10 protein-coding genes are annotated in these 14,084 nt (G+C 63.3%); 9 read left to right on the forward strand and 1 reads right to left on the reverse strand.

The features are described from left to right. The first annotated feature begins 598 nt into the window (after positions 1-598). The 9 genes from pheA (at position 599) to SH412_RS20940 (ending at position 10,318) form a co-directional block, all read left to right on the forward strand. Entirely contained in the window at positions 599-1,759 is a 1,161-nt protein-coding gene (gene pheA, locus SH412_RS20900) for a prephenate dehydratase (protein WP_336519960.1), read from the forward strand. Between the two features lie 264 nt (positions 1,760-2,023). Next, the gene (gene tpiA, locus SH412_RS20905; protein ID WP_336519961.1) at positions 2,024-2,800 is read left to right on the forward strand and encodes a triose-phosphate isomerase; all 777 of its coding nucleotides are present in this window, start codon (positions 2,024-2,026) and stop codon (positions 2,798-2,800) included. A 110-nt stretch (positions 2,801-2,910) separates the two neighbouring features. Then, the gene (gene secG / locus SH412_RS20910) at positions 2,911-3,456 is read left to right on the forward strand and encodes a preprotein translocase subunit SecG (RefSeq protein WP_336519962.1); all 546 of its coding nucleotides are present in this window, start codon (positions 2,911-2,913) and stop codon (positions 3,454-3,456) included. Between the two features lie 99 nt (positions 3,457-3,555). Next, positions 3,556-4,440, forward strand: a complete 885-nt coding sequence (locus SH412_RS20915) for a YicC/YloC family endoribonuclease (RefSeq protein ID WP_336519963.1) — start codon at positions 3,556-3,558, stop codon at positions 4,438-4,440. Positions 4,441-4,805: 365 nt separating this feature from the next. Continuing rightward, positions 4,806-5,390 (forward strand): guanylate kinase, encoded by a 585-nt coding sequence (gene gmk / locus SH412_RS20920; protein WP_336519964.1) that lies wholly within the window; start codon positions 4,806-4,808, stop codon positions 5,388-5,390. Positions 5,391-5,724: 334 nt separating this feature from the next. Continuing rightward, the gene (locus SH412_RS20925) at positions 5,725-5,982 is read left to right on the forward strand and encodes a DNA-directed RNA polymerase subunit omega (protein ID WP_336519965.1); all 258 of its coding nucleotides are present in this window, start codon (positions 5,725-5,727) and stop codon (positions 5,980-5,982) included. A gap of 142 nt (positions 5,983-6,124) precedes the next feature. Further along, positions 6,125-6,691: a phosphopantothenoylcysteine decarboxylase gene (locus SH412_RS20930; RefSeq protein ID WP_336519966.1), complete on the forward strand. Its 567-nt coding sequence runs from the start codon at positions 6,125-6,127 to the stop codon at positions 6,689-6,691. A 250-nt stretch (positions 6,692-6,941) separates the two neighbouring features. Next, positions 6,942-7,574 (forward strand): phosphopantothenoylcysteine decarboxylase, encoded by a 633-nt coding sequence (locus tag SH412_RS20935; RefSeq protein WP_336519967.1) that lies wholly within the window; start codon positions 6,942-6,944, stop codon positions 7,572-7,574. Between the two features lie 380 nt (positions 7,575-7,954). Beyond that, positions 7,955-10,318 (forward strand): DNA translocase FtsK, encoded by a 2,364-nt coding sequence (locus SH412_RS20940; protein ID WP_336519968.1) that lies wholly within the window; start codon positions 7,955-7,957, stop codon positions 10,316-10,318. A 114-nt stretch (positions 10,319-10,432) separates the two neighbouring features. Here the strand turns inward: SH412_RS20940 and SH412_RS20945 are convergent, their stop codons facing one another. Next, positions 10,433-13,999, reverse strand: a complete 3,567-nt coding sequence (locus SH412_RS20945) for a PVC-type heme-binding CxxCH protein (protein ID WP_336519969.1) — start codon at positions 13,997-13,999, stop codon at positions 10,433-10,435. Positions 14,000-14,084 lie beyond the last annotated feature (85 nt).

The raw sequence follows: 14,084 nt of genomic DNA on the forward strand, positions 1-14,084 counted from the left end.
CTGCTCCCGGGACCAGGCGGGGGTCCCACCCGAAGTGTGATGCTGAGTCGTGGACTTGCCGCAGGGGCCGGGCCGACATCGTGCCGGAGGCTGGCGACAAGGGGCTTCGTCGGTCGAATTGACGGTGGCGAACTGGGGTGAGGGACAAGAGCAAACGTCGCGCCGGGGAGCGGCCAGGCTTGCCACAAATTCGCAACTCGTGCAGCTTTCGAAGGTTGCGGTCCGCCGGCGGGTCGCCGATTGGCACGTCGAGCGCGGAGCACCGCCAGAATGACAGCCCGGCCGTCGGAGCGGTGCTGGAGCGGGCCTGCCAACTTGACACTCCCGAGAGTTTGGCTGTTGGCTGTTTCAGGGGGCAATCTGTGCACCTGTCGCCCGACTGCTTGACAATCGGAGAAACCGACCTGTAAAACACTTACGGAAAGCGGAGCGGACTGGCGTTTCCGGGAATCTGGGAATTGTTCGTCACGCCGGGAGTTCTTTGCGAAACGGAGTCCGCAGAACCGTCGGCCGGAGTCTCCGGTGGTCGGAAATTGTTGTAACCTAAGTATTGGCAACACATTCCGCGACAGGCGGACTTCTGCGGAGATCCGGTGTAATGGCGAAGAAACCGCTGCCTAAACGGCGCGCGACCAGCGGACCGACAGTTTCGTCAGCGTCGTCGGCGAAATCCGCCAGCGCGGCCAAGGCCGCCATCGCCGCTTCTGAGGCTGAGTTGCGCCGGCTTGATCAGGAAATCCTGAAACTGATCAACAAGCGCGCGGCCGCGACAGCCAAGCTGATTGAGGCGACTCCGGATCGGCGGGCTGGTCTCTACGACCCGCGGAAAGATGACGATCTGTTCACGGCGATCGAGGCGGCCAATCCCGGTCCGCTGCCGGCGCGGGCAGTTCGCGGCATTTTCCGTCAGATCATCAGCGCCGTACGCAATCAGGTGCGGGTGCAGCGGGTGGCGTATCTGGGGCCGTCGTTCAGCTTCACGCACATGGCTTCGATCGAACGGTTCGGAGAATCGGCCGATCTGATTCCGGTCAACACGATCGCGGCCGTGTTCGAAGAGGTGAACCGGGGGCATGCCGATTTCGGCGTCGTTCCGATCGAGAACAGCACGGACGGTCGGATCATCGACACGCTGGATATGTTCACGCGGCTGCCGCTGCGGATCTGCGGGGAGATCCAGCTCGCGATTCACCACAATCTGCTGGGGAAGTGCCCGCGGGGTGAGATCACTGAGATCTACAGCAAGCCACAGGCGTTGTCGCAGTGCCGGGACTGGCTGAGCCGCAATATGCCGCAGGCTCGATTGATCGATGTGACGAGCACTTCCACCGCTGCGCAGCTTGCCCGGGACAAGCCGGGGGTGGGAGCGATCGCCAGCAAACAGGCGGCTGGCGAGTACGGTCTGAACATCCTGGCGGAGTCGATTGAAGACAACAAAGACAACATCACGCGATTTGCGGTCATTGGCGACAAGCCGGTCGGGCCGACCGGCCAGGACCGAACGTCTGTTCTGCTGCAGATTCCGCACAAACCGGGCGCTTTGTCCGATACGCTGATGATCTTCAAGCAGTTGAAGATTAACCTGACGTGGATTGAGTCGTTTCCGTTGCGGGGGCCGGAGACCGGCTATGTGTTCTTTATGGACCTGGAAGGTCATATGAAGGATGCGAAGGTCAAGAAGGCTCTGGACGAGATGGCTCAGTCGGCGGTGCGGATCGAGGTGCTGGGGTCGTATGCCCGGAGCGAACCTCGGGAATAGCAGGACGAGAAGATCTTTCGCCGAGATGCAGAGCGGAACGCTGAGGCCGCAGAGAAGTCCGGGCAATCGGGGCCCCGGCCGACTGCTGGAGAGTTCTCCGGCTCTCAATTCGGTGAGTGACGGACGCTATCGAGCAGTCCGGCGCGTTTTTGAAGAGATTTGAATCGAGGGCGATGGAGAGCATCGCCGGAAGGCGTTCCCTGGGGAGAGCCTGGGAACGAGGTGGCCATGAGCCCGCGAGGGGTTCAGAACTGGGAAGCTGAGATGCGACGTTTGTTTGTAGCCGGCAACTGGAAGATGAATACGACGCTGTCGTCGGCGAAATCGCTGGCGGCCGAGGTGGCCGTGGAAGTCCAGAAGACCCAGCCGCGGGTGGATGTGGCTGTTTGTCCGCCGGCCCCCTACCTGCTGGCGGTCAAGGAAGCGCTGGGCGACAGCAAGGTCAGCCTGGGGGCTCAGAATGCCTACTTCGCATCCCCCGGGGCGTATACGGGCGAGCTGGCGATCGAAATGCTGCAGGATGTCGGCTGTCAGTGGGTGATTCTGGGCCACAGCGAGCGTCGTCAGCACTTCGGCGAGACGGACGATCTGATTAACAAGAAGATCGTGGCGGCGGCCTCCCGGGAACTGGGCGTCATCTTCTGCGTGGGCGAATCGCTGGCCGACCGACAGGCCAACAAGACCGAGCAGGTGCTGGAAACCCAGTTGGCGGGCGGGTTTGCGGGTGTTGACGTCGGCCTGCTGGGGCAGATTGTGATTGCCTATGAGCCGGTCTGGGCAATTGGCACGGGCGTGACGGCTTCTCCCGACCAGGCGCAGGCGGCGCATCTGTTCATTCGCGGTTGGCTGGCAAAGCGTTACAATCCGCCGGCGGCCGAAGAGATGCGAATTCTGTACGGCGGGAGCGTGAAGGCGGATAACGCCGCGGAGCTGATGGGGCTGGCTGACGTCGACGGAGCGCTGGTCGGCGGAGCGAGTCTGAAGGGGGAGCTGTTTCTCCCGATCATTCGCGCGGCCGCGACGCTCGCGGAAACCAAGTAATTCGGTCTGCATGCGGCCAACCCGGCTGCGGCGTCCGACAGAATGAGTCTACCACAGGGACGTGAGCGACGTCGCCCGGCGACGGTCGTCCAACGAGGAGTGAGTTCGGCATGAGTATCGTCCCCTATCTGACGATGGGTCTGCTGGCGTTCGTCAGCCTGCTCCTGATTTTCATCGTGCTGCTGCAGCGCGGTCGAGGCGGCGGTCTGGCCGGCGCGCTGGGCGGGGCGGGCGGACAGAGTGCTTTCGGCACGAAAGCGGGGGACGTCTTTACCCGCATTACGATCGTGCTGGCGGTGATTTGGGTGCTGCTGGGCGCCATGAACGTGGTGCTGTTGCGGAACCTGTCGACCGGCCGGTTCGAAGGCGGCGATGAGGCGTCGACGACGCCGGTGCTGACGGCTCCGGAGAAGACCGACGAATCGGCGCCCGAAGGAACCGGCGAAAAGGCGACACCTGCAGCGGGCGGCGAAACTTCCAAGGCCGCCGAGGCGGTCGAAGGGGCGAAGACGCCTGCACCTTCCGCGAAACCGGATGAGGCCGAAGCGGCGGAAAAGAAGGCGGATGGACCTGCTCCGGCGGAGAAGCCGAAGGAGGAGGCCAAGCCCGACGCAGCCCCGGAGAAACCTGCGGCTGAAGAGAAGAAACCGGAGTAAGCCGGGACCGTCAGACGACTGAAAATTCTGCAGGGGCCGGCGACCACTCCGAGAGGTCGCCGGTCTGCTGTTTTCCCAGCCTGTTGCAGGTGAGTCGCCGTGCTGCTGAGCATGACCGGATTTGGAGAGTCGCGGAGCCAGTCGGGAGACTGGCATCTGGCGGTCGAGCTCCGCAGCATCAACAACCGGCACTTCAAGTTGAATCTGCGCTGCCCGGACGGTTTTTTTCACTATGAGGCGGATCTTGAGCGGCTGCTGCGCGAGACGATTTCGCGCGGGACCGTATCGCTGACGATCCGCCTGGATTCGGCGGGGGGGGCGGGAGCTCCGCGTCTCAATCGCGATGTGATGCTGTCATACTGGAATCAGTTGCGGGATCTGTCGGTCGACCTGGGGGCGCCGCATACGCCGGCCGTCGCTGAGCTGCTGCAACTGCCGGGGGTGCTCGACGACGGGCGACTGACGGCGGAGCAGGTGGAGGCGTTGTGGCCCTTCGTGCAGGAGGGGGTTCGTGCGGCCGTCGTCCGGCTGGATGAATTCCGGCAGCGGGAAGGGGCGGCGATGGCGGCCGATCTGCGGACGCAGTGCGAGGCGATCGAGAAGACGCTGGGGGAAGTGGTGACGATCGCACCGCAAGTGATCACCGACTATCGGGACAAGCTGCAGCAGCGGGTGCAGAAGCTGCTCGAAGGGACGGGGATCACTCTGGAGCAGGACAACCTGATCCGCGAGGTGGCGTTTTTCGCGGACCGCTGCGACATCAACGAGGAGATTACCCGGCTGCGGAGTCATATCGAACAGTTTCTGGGGCTGCTGGCGGCGAAAACGTCGCAGGGTCGGAAGCTGGAGTTCCTGTGCCAGGAGATGTTCCGCGAATCGAACACGATCGGGTCGAAGGCCAATCACGTGGGAGTCGGCCATGCGGCGGTCGACATGAAGACCTGCATCGAGCGGATCCGGGAAGTGATTGCGAATATCGAGTAGCTGGATTTGAAGACGACGATTTCTCGCAGAGATGCAGAGCGGAGCGCAGAGGGCGAAGAGAAGAAGACGGTTCACCGCGGAGGACGCGGAGGACGCGGAGAAGAGAAGGCGGCGAAAAAAAGAGGACGGGTACTACGGACTGAGGAAGGCATTGAAGACGTTCCCAGGCCGAGCTTGGGAACGAGGAAAGATTTCACGCAACGACGCAGAAAAGAACGCGACGACGCAATAAGTCGAGAGACAAGAGTTGAGAGCCAGACGCGTGGCGAATTGGTTCTGGCGATAAGCGATAAGCGATCGGCCTTCTGGCTACTCGCGATTCCCTATTCGCTGCATGCAACACGCACAACGGGAAGAATGAAACGGTGGGTGGGGATCACGGATTTCAGGTGGTTGTGCTGTCCGGTCCCAGCGGGAGCGGGAAGACGACCATTGTGGAGCGGTTGATTCAGGACGCGCCGGTGAAGCTGATCAAGTCGGTTTCGGCGACGACGCGGGCTCCGCGCAAGGGAGAAGTCGAGGGTGAAGCGTATTATTTCCTGAGTGCTGAAGAGTTCGCGGCCCGCCAGGAGCGGGGAGAATTTCTGGAGACGGCGGAGGTTTTCGGGGCGGGGTACTGGTACGGGACGCTGAAGTCGGAACTGGAGCGGGCGAAAACGCAGGGAGGCTGGTCGTTTCTGGAAATTGACGTGCAGGGGGCGCTGCGGATCATGGAGCAGTACCCGGAGGCGATCACGATTTTCCTGGAGCCCCCTTCGCTGGAAGTGTGCGAGCAGCGGCTGCGGGCGCGGGGGACGGAGACGGAAGAGGTGATTCAGCGGCGATTGCGGAAGGTGACCGAGGAGTTGCAGCAGGCGGATCGATATCGTTACCGGGTCGTCAACGACGAGCTGGACCAGGCGTTGGCCGAGATTCGCGGCATTCTGAAAGAGCGTAAAGCGGGAAGCTGAGAGCGGAAAGCCGGAGAGTTCAATAGCGCGATGCGGAGCATCACGGAAAGGAGTTCCCGGACAGAGCCTGGGAACGAGCAAAGCGGAAGACTGAAGAGAAGAGGTTCACCGCGGAGACGCGGAGGTCGCGGAGAAGAGAAGGCGGAGAAGACCTGAGAGTTTACCGCACGATGCAAAGTGACGAAATGTCGAATGTCGAAGGCGGAATGTCGAACCAGAGCCAAGAGATGGAACGACAAGTCTTGCCGTGGCTTTTACGACTGACCACGGACGACTGACGACTGACAAAGAATTAATCACGAATGACCAATCACCACCGAAAGGGAGCCTGCTGATGTTGGAAGAGCTGAAGGAAGAGGGGATCGTGAACAAGGTTGGCGGACGGTTCAAGCTGTCGACGCTGATCCAGAAGCGGATGGTGGCGTTGAACCGCGGAGCGCGGCCGCTGGTTGAGATGCAGACCAAGAATCCGATGGAAATCGTCGTGCAGGAAATTCTGCAGGATAAAATTTTCCTGGACACGTCGGGCGAGATGCGGACGCGCGAAGCGGCGCCGCGCGTCGACGCCGGTCCGTCGCTGGAAGATATGTAGCGGAAAGCTGAGAGCGGAAAGCGAGAAGCCGGGCGTTCCCAGGCGGAGCCTGGGAACAAGGAGTCGCGGGTGAGCTGTGCCCGCCTTCTTTTCGTCTGGCGATTTGCTGGTGGGCACAGCCCACGCTACCGGAGAAGCTCCGATGGAAGGTCGTGAGATCCTGCTGGGGGTGACGGGGGGGATCGCGGCCTATAAGACTGCGGATCTCTGCAGCAAGCTGGTACAGGCCGGGGCGCGGGTGACGGTCGTGATGACCGACGCCGCGACGCGGTTCGTCGGTCCGACGACGTTTGAAGCGCTGACGGGCCGGCCGGTCTATCGTGAGATTTTCGAGCCGCAGGAGCACTTCCGGGGGGAGCATATCGGTCTGGCTCAGCGGGCCGAGCTGATGGTGGTCGCACCGGCGAGCGCCCATTTTCTGGCCCAGGTCGCTCACGGATTCGCCGGGGACCTGTTGAGCACGCTGACGCTGACGATCACGTGCCCGCTGCTGGTCGCTCCGGCGATGAACACTGAGATGTGGAACAAGCCGTCGGTGCAGCGGAACCTGGCTCAGTTGCGGGCCGACGGTGTGCTGCTGGCAGAGCCTGGGAGCGGCTGGCTCAGTTGCGGGCAGGTGGGGCCGGGGCGGATGGCGGAGCCGGGGGAGCTCCTGGAGCGGATCAGGGGGCTGTTTGCAACTGCGGCCGACGAAGGCAGTGCAAAGTGAAAAATGCAAAATGAGAAGTGCAAAGTGGGAAGACGTGGCGGGCGGCGAGTGGGGAATTCCGTACGACGGACGTCCACGTCCGTCGCTGCATGTCGACGGCCTGCCGGATTCGATCGGATGATGCGGGGTACGACGGACGTGGACGTCCATCGTACGGATGCGACAATGTATTGAGACCACGCCCATCGGAGACTCTGGGCGTGCCACCCGGCGTTGAATGCGTTGGGAGAGATGCCGAGGGTGGAACGCGATGCGGATTTTGATTACGGCGGGGCCGACGCGCGAGTATCTGGACGACGTGCGGTATCTGTCGAATGCCAGCAGCGGGCGGATGGGCTATGCCCTCGCCGAGGCGGCGCTGGCGGCCGGTCACGAGGTCGTGCTGGTCACCGGCCCGGTCAATCTGTCTCCGCCGGTCGGGTGCGAAGTGCACTCCGTAGAGACCACGGAAGACCTGCTGACCGTGTGTGACCGGCTGTTTCCGGGCTGCGACGGGGTGATCGCCACGGCGGCGGTGTGCGACTACCGGCCGCGGGAGCGTTTTCCGGGCAAGCTGGCGAAGACGGGGGTCTCGCTGGAGCTGGAGCTGGTGGAGACCGCCGACGTGCTGGCGGCTTTGGGTCAGCAGAAGGGGTCGCGGTGGATTGTCGGGTTTGCGCTCGAATCTGATGAATACGCCCATGTGAACGCCTTGCGCAAGCTGCGCGAGAAGAACTGCGACGTGATCGTGCTGAACCGGCCGACGGCGATCGGCTCCGCGAACAATTCGGTCGAGCTGATCGATCCGGCGGGACGGACGGTGGCGCAGTTCAGCGGCAGCAAGACGGATGTCGCGGTGGAGCTGGTGGGGTGGATCGGGCGAGAGTTGAGAGTTGAGAGTTGAGAGTCAGAAGGATCTGACCGCGGTTCTGTATCTGTTTTCCTCTCAACTCTCGCCTCTCAACTCTCAACTCCCCTACAACCGGACTCCTGCGGCCGGCGGGTTGCCGAAAAACAGCGCTCGCGTGGCGTTTTGGCAGCGCCTCGCCGCCTGTGTGCTAGGTTTCGGATGTCCGGTGTCAGGCCGCGCGGAGGTTGGCCGTCGGACAAACGGTTGCGGCGTGATGGATGCGTCGTCCGGAAATTCCCCTATGTCGCCCGCCTGGTTGCGGAAAAGCCAATCCGGTCCGAAGACGACCGGCGAAGGTTCGTTGCGTCCCTGCGCGACGGGCGTTCGTCCGCAGCGCTCGGCGTGCGCACCGGCGAAAGCTGGTCCGGAAAACCATGATCGACTACGGCCGAATCCGAACCGATCTGCTGGCGCTGGCGCTGCTGGCCGGGTCGGTCTTTCTCGGGCTGAGCCTCGTCAGCTTTGACCCCGCCGATCCTCCGGCTCAGGTGGTCTATCCGCTGCGGGAAGTCCCGCAGAATCTGTGCGGCGCGACGGGCGCCGAGCTGGCCCATCATCTGTTTCTGGCTTTCGGACTTGGCGCGTACTTCGTCCTCGCTTCGCTGGTGGTCGTCGACATCCGGCTGTTTACGCGCGAGACGCTGTCCGACCCGCTGGTCCGACTGACCGGGGCGATGCTGGTGCTGGTTTCGGTGTGCGCTGCGGCGCAGTTCTTTTTGCCAGAGGGCTGGTCGCGATCGCTGATCGGCAACGGCGGTTACGTCGGGGCGTGGTCGCGGCTGCTGATGGAAAAGCATTTTTCGACGGCGGGCAGCCTGATTCTGCTGGCGACGTTTGCGACGGCGGGGTTGCTGCTGACGGGGGAGATCCGCCTCGTGCGCTGGCTGTTCGGCCTGTTGCTGCTGCCGCTGACGATGTGGTCGAAGCTGGCGTTCCGGCGGCCTGCGGCTCCGAAAGTCCCGGTTGCTGCGCCGCTGCCGGCGCTGGACGTTTCACCGGAGCCTGTCCCGGCGGTGCTGAAACTGGCGGAGCCGCCTGCGGACGAGCCGGAGCCGATTTCGATCAAGCTGATGGAGACCAAAGAAGAGATCGAAGAAGAGGAGCCGGCGATTCTGTCGCTGCCCGAGCCTGCGGAAGTGGAGCGGAAGCCAATCCGGGTGAACCCTCCCGTCTCAATCAAGTCGTTCCGGGAGGAGACGCTTCGCGCGCTGGACGCCGGGGAATCGGCGGAGCCGCCGAAGGAGTTTCAGCTTCCGACGAGCGATCTGCTGGAGGAAGCCGAAGAGTTTCCGTATGAGGCGCTGGCGAGCAAGGCGCAGGGGGCGGCAGCGACTCTCGAGAAGACGTTCAAGGAATTCGGGCTGAACGTGAAGGTCGTGGAGATCGACACGGGGCCGGTGGTGACGCAGTTCGAACTCGAACTCGAAGCGGGGTTGCGGCTGTCGAAGGTGACGGCGCTGGCGGACGATCTGGCGATTGCGCTGCGGGTGCCGGCGGTGCGCGTCGTCGCGCCGATTCCCGGCAAGAACACGGTCGGCGTCGAAGTTCCGAACGATCTGCGGGTGATGGTCCGGCTCAAGGAGCTGCTGGAGGCGAGCCAGAAGGACATCGACGACAAGCGGATTCCGCTGTTCCTGGGGAAAGACGTCAGCGGCAAGCCGCTCGTCGTGGATATGTGCAAGCTGCCGCACCTGCTGATCGCGGGGCGGACCGGCACCGGTAAGAGCGTGTGCCTGAATACGCTGATCCTGTCGATGCTGATGACCCGCACGCCGGACCAGGTCAAGATGCTGATGATCGACCCGAAGATGGTCGAGCTGAGTCCTTACAGCCGGATTCCGCACCTGATGCATCCGGTGATCACGGACATGAAGAAGGCGGAGGCGGTGCTGGGCTGGGCCGTGGACAAGATGGAAGAGCGTTACGACCTGCTGGCGCGGGTCGGCGTGCGTCATCTGGACAGCTTCAACAAGCTCGGCAAGGAGAAGGTGCTGCAGCGGCTGGGGATCGATCCGGAGAGCGAAGAAGCGGAGGTGATTCCGGAGCAGATGCCGTACATCGTGATCGTGGCCGACGAGATGGCGGACATGATGATGACGTCGGGCAAGGACGTCGAAGGGCACATTATCCGACTGGCTCAGAAGTCGCGGGCGGTGGGAATTCACCTGGTGCTGGCGACGCAGAAGCCGACGGTGGACGTGATTACGGGGTTGATCAAGTCGAATCTGCCGGCGCGAATTTCGTTCCAGGTGGCGAGCCGGGTGGATAGCCGGGTGGTGCTGGACGAGATGGGTGCGGACAAGCTGCTGGGGAACGGCGACATGCTGTACCTGGCGCCGGGGACGAGCAATCTGACGCGCGGGCAGGGGACTTACGTCAGCGACGAAGAAGTGACGCGGGTGATCGAGTTCTTCGCGGATCGGGAGCCGGAGTACAGCCAGGAGCTGCAGCAGCTCAACACGAGCGGCAAGGGTGGCAAGGGGCCGAGCGAACCGCGGGAGCGGGACGATCTGTACGAGCAGGCGGTGGAGGTGGTGATTCGCGAGGGTCGAGGAAGCGTGTCGCTGCTGCAGCGGGCGCTGGGGGTCGGGTATGGTCGCGGGGCGCGGATGGTCGACTGGATGGCCGAGGACGGCATCGTCGGCACGTACAACGGGAGCCAGGCGCGTGAAGTCGTGATGACGATGGAGGAGTGGGAGACGTTGCGTTCGGAGCGGTTCGATCTGGCGGGGACGTAGTCGGGGAAGCTCGGCGTCGCGGCTCAGGGGCGAAAGCCTTGCGCACCATTGCCAGCCGCCGCGACTGCCGATTCGCGGCGGCTGGCGAGAACAATCGGCTCCGTGGTCAAGGCGTTATTCGACGGCCAGGCCCACCATTCCCCAGTAGCCGAATTCGTAGGACCAGTCGTTGGCCTGGTTCCACATGCGGATCTGGATTTCCTGGCCGGCGAAGCGGGTCATGTCGAAGGTGTAGCGGACCCAGCCGTCTTTGCAGGTTTCCTTGCTGACCATTTCGTCGAGCAGTCGGCCGCTGCTGTTGCCCATTACGAGTCGCCAGTCGCCGCGGGGGTCGTGGGAGACTTCGATGACGAGGGTGGTTTTCTTGTCCGCGGGGATCTGGAACATGCCGGAGACCTCTGCCGGCTGGTCCCTGCTGACGGGGTGGGTTCGGACGACGCCCGGTCGGCCGCGGAATTCTTTCAGCAGGGCGACGCCGCCTTCGCCCGAGGTGACTTTGGTGAACCCGGGGGCGACTTCCTGGAAGATGCTGGCGAAGTCGGCGGGGTTGGTCGATTCGCGGGGGACGATGTCGGTGACGCCGGGGAGCCGCCTGGCGGTCGGGTCGACGGGGGGCTTGTCGAGGGTGAGGAAGGCGAACAGGTCGATGAGCTCCTGCGGCGTGTACTGTTTTTCGATTCCTTCGGGCATCAGCGAGATTTCGCTGACTTTGAAGTCCTCGATCTGGTCGCGGGGGATGATTTCCTGCTTGCCTCCCTGGACCTTGAGCACGACGCGCTGCGGGCTGTCTTCGACGAGCAGGCCGTTGATGACGCGGCCTTCGTCGGTGGCGACGGTGTAGCTGCGGTAGCCGGCCCCGATGACGAGGCTGGGGTCGAAGACGTTCGAGAGGAGCTGGGTGTAGTCGTTGCGGCCGTTGAGGGTGATCTCGGGGCCGACTTCGGCTCCTTCGCCGTAGATCTTGTGGCACTGGGCGCAGATTTTCTTGTAGACCTCCTGGCCCTTGCGGGCGTCGCCGGGGGTGGAGCGGATCAGTCGGCGCATGTCGGCGATGACTTTGTCGCGGTCGAGACTGCGGCCTTCGCGGACCTGGCCCCAGTGTTTCGCCAGCAGCTCTTTCAGTTCGGGATCTTTGAGGTCATTGAGTCGGCGGGCCTGGTTGATGTTGATTGCCGCGGCGGGGATTTTCTTGTCGCCGATCGCCTTCAGCAGCACTTTCGCCCAGGCGGGTCGTTGCGTGAGCAACTCGATCGCGCGTGGCTGAACGTCGGTTGGAAACTTGCCGAAATCCTTGATGACGGCGTCAGCGATCTCCGGCGATTCGGATCGGCCGAGGGCCGAGAACACGTCGCCAAGAAATGCGGGGGATTCCACGTCCCCCTTGCTGAAGATTTCGCGTGCGAGCTGTGCGACGCAGCCATCCTGGCTGGCGATCAGCGCCCGATAGGCGGCGATCCGCCGGGCGGGCGATTCCTGCGGATTGTGGACCAGCGACCGCGCAGTCCCCACCGCCCCGCGATCGTTCCAGCTCAGCGCCAGCAGCGATGCTTCCAGCCGGAGCGGATGCTGAGATTCGACACCCAGCATGGGCTGCAGGATCGGTTCGAAGGCGGCTTTGAGCTGCTGGAGCGAGTCTCCTTTGATTTCGCCGGACTGGATTCGCCCGGCAAGCTGGTTGAGGAGGCTTGCGGCCGGGGCGTTCTGCTGCCGTTCGGTCAGCGTGCGCAGGACGGTTGCGAGCAGGTTGATTTCACTCTTGGGTCGGGCGAGCAACCATTCCACGATCCGCGGCGTCAGTTCTTTGCCGACAGGGGATTGCTGGATCTTTTCGTCGGTCAGCAGCAGAGTCAGAATCCGCGGGTATCGCCCGGCGTAGGCCTTGATCGCCTGCCAGGCGATCCGCTGGAGCAGGGGGTCGTCTCCACAGAGCCGGCAAGCTTCCAGGAGTTGCTCGTCGAGGCTGATGTAAATCTGACCGGGGGGCTCCGATGTCACGCGGCGCGCCAGGAAGGTGAGGGCCTGCAGCCGGACCTCCGGCGACGGATCTTCGAGCGCCGCCAGGATCACTTCTTCGACCATCATCTGCGTCCCGGGATCCCACTGCCCCTCGCGACGCATGGATCGCGGAACCGCCTGCTCGACGCAGGTGCGGATCATCCAGGCGGCGATCGTCCGATCCTTGGAATTCAGCAGCTTCCAGAGGTTGTCTCCACCCCAGTCGGGCAGATCAAAAAACATCGGCGTGGCGGCAAAGAAGGCCATGCGGCGCAATCCGACAGGCGTCGATTCGTCACGGACCAGTTCCATCAGGCGAAGTGCCGTCTGGAGATCGTGCCGCTCCTGCAACAGCCGCAGGGCGGTTTCACGGACATACCCGTTTCCGTGCGACAGGAGTTTGATGAGATCGCCGTCGGAGAGAGTGGCGTAATCGGACGGAAGGCTCCGGGGGCTGACGCCGCCCGGCTCGCCTTTGCCCGTGTAGCGCACGCGGTACAGCCTCCCTTTCAAGCGATCGATCCCGGCCGGGTCGCGGTTGGCGTCCTGATAACAGTGGTAGCGGTCGTACCAGTCGAGGACATAGAGGCAGCCGTCCGGTCCGGTCTTCTGGACCACGGGCATGAACCAGGCGTCGTTGGCCGTCAGAAAGTCCGGCTCGCCTGAACCCGCATAGGTCGAGCCGTTCCGCTGGATGCTGTCCACGTTGATGCAGCCGCCGTGGATGTTTCCCATGTAGAGCTTCCGACGATACTTCTCCGGGTAGGCGTCGCTGTCGAACCAGGTGATGCCGCAATAGGCCGCTTTCTGGTGTTTGTGTTTGACGATCGACTCGATTTTCCAGGTGTGGGGCGGATACGGCCCTCCCTGGCGGTGGTAATAGCCGGTTTCGACCAGGTGCCACAGATGGTCGATCACGCACGCGCTGACGAAGGCGTCACCCTCGTCATTGAAGGCGATCCCCCAAGGGTTGCTGGTCCCTTCGCAGAAGACCTGGAACTCCCGCGTCCGCGGATGGATGCGGAACATCGCACAGGTCAGCGGCCAGCCGGGATGTTTTTCACCCCCGGCCTTCTCGTAATTCGGGTTCTCGGGCGAGTATTTCACGTGGCTGTGATTGAAGACGCCGTTGAGTCCGTACAGCCAGCCGTCGGGTCCCCAGGTGAGCGAATTCGGGAGTTCGTGAGTATCGGTCCGGCCGAAGCCGGTGACGACAACCTGGGCCGGCCCGTCGGGTTTGCCGTCGCGATCGGCATCGGGGACGAAAAGGATGTCCGGGGAGTTGGCGATCCAGACGCCGCCGTGACCGACCTGGACGCCGGAGGGAATGTTGAGTCCGTCGAGGAAGACTGTGAACTTGTCGGCCTTGCCGTCGCCATCGGTGTCTTCGAGGATTTTGACGCGATCGCGGCCGGGGCCGGGTTCCCGGCGGGGATATTCCAGCGACTCGGTGATCCAGAACCGGCCCTGCTCGTCGATCGCCATTGCGACGGGATTCACGATGTCGGGCTCGCTGGCGACGACTTCGACCGTGAAGCCTTCGGGGACGGTCATCATCTTCGCCGCGGTTTGCGGATCGCGCGGCTCGTTCGGGGGCTTGTCCTGGGCGTGGGGAATCTGCTGAGCGGGGGCGAGGCTGGTGAGCAACGAGCAGGACAGGGCGAATGCGAAGCGGAGGCGATTCATCGCGGGGAAACTCCCGGGTGGTCGGCGAGGTGGAATGGTGCGATAATAATCAGGAAGCCGGCTGGCGACCACGGGCAGTCCGGAT

It is taken from the genome of Planctellipticum variicoloris (assembly GCF_030622045.1).
Classification (GTDB): domain Bacteria; phylum Planctomycetota; class Planctomycetia; order Planctomycetales; family Planctomycetaceae; genus Planctellipticum; species Planctellipticum variicoloris.

Coding starts and splice junctions, on each gene's coding strand:
- pheA (WP_336519960.1), top strand. CDS start 599: ATGGCGAAGAAACCGCTGCCTAAACGGCGCGCGACCAGCGGACCGACA.
- tpiA (WP_336519961.1), top strand. CDS start 2,024: ATGCGACGTTTGTTTGTAGCCGGCAACTGGAAGATGAATACGACGCTG.
- secG (WP_336519962.1), top strand. CDS start 2,911: ATGAGTATCGTCCCCTATCTGACGATGGGTCTGCTGGCGTTCGTCAGC.
- SH412_RS20925 (WP_336519965.1), top strand. CDS start 5,725: ATGTTGGAAGAGCTGAAGGAAGAGGGGATCGTGAACAAGGTTGGCGGA.
- SH412_RS20930 (WP_336519966.1), top strand. CDS start 6,125: ATGGAAGGTCGTGAGATCCTGCTGGGGGTGACGGGGGGGATCGCGGCC.
- SH412_RS20935 (WP_336519967.1), top strand. CDS start 6,942: ATGCGGATTTTGATTACGGCGGGGCCGACGCGCGAGTATCTGGACGAC.
- SH412_RS20940 (WP_336519968.1), top strand. CDS start 7,955: ATGATCGACTACGGCCGAATCCGAACCGATCTGCTGGCGCTGGCGCTG.
- SH412_RS20945 (WP_336519969.1), bottom strand. CDS start 13,999: ATGAATCGCCTCCGCTTCGCATTCGCCCTGTCCTGCTCGTTGCTCACC.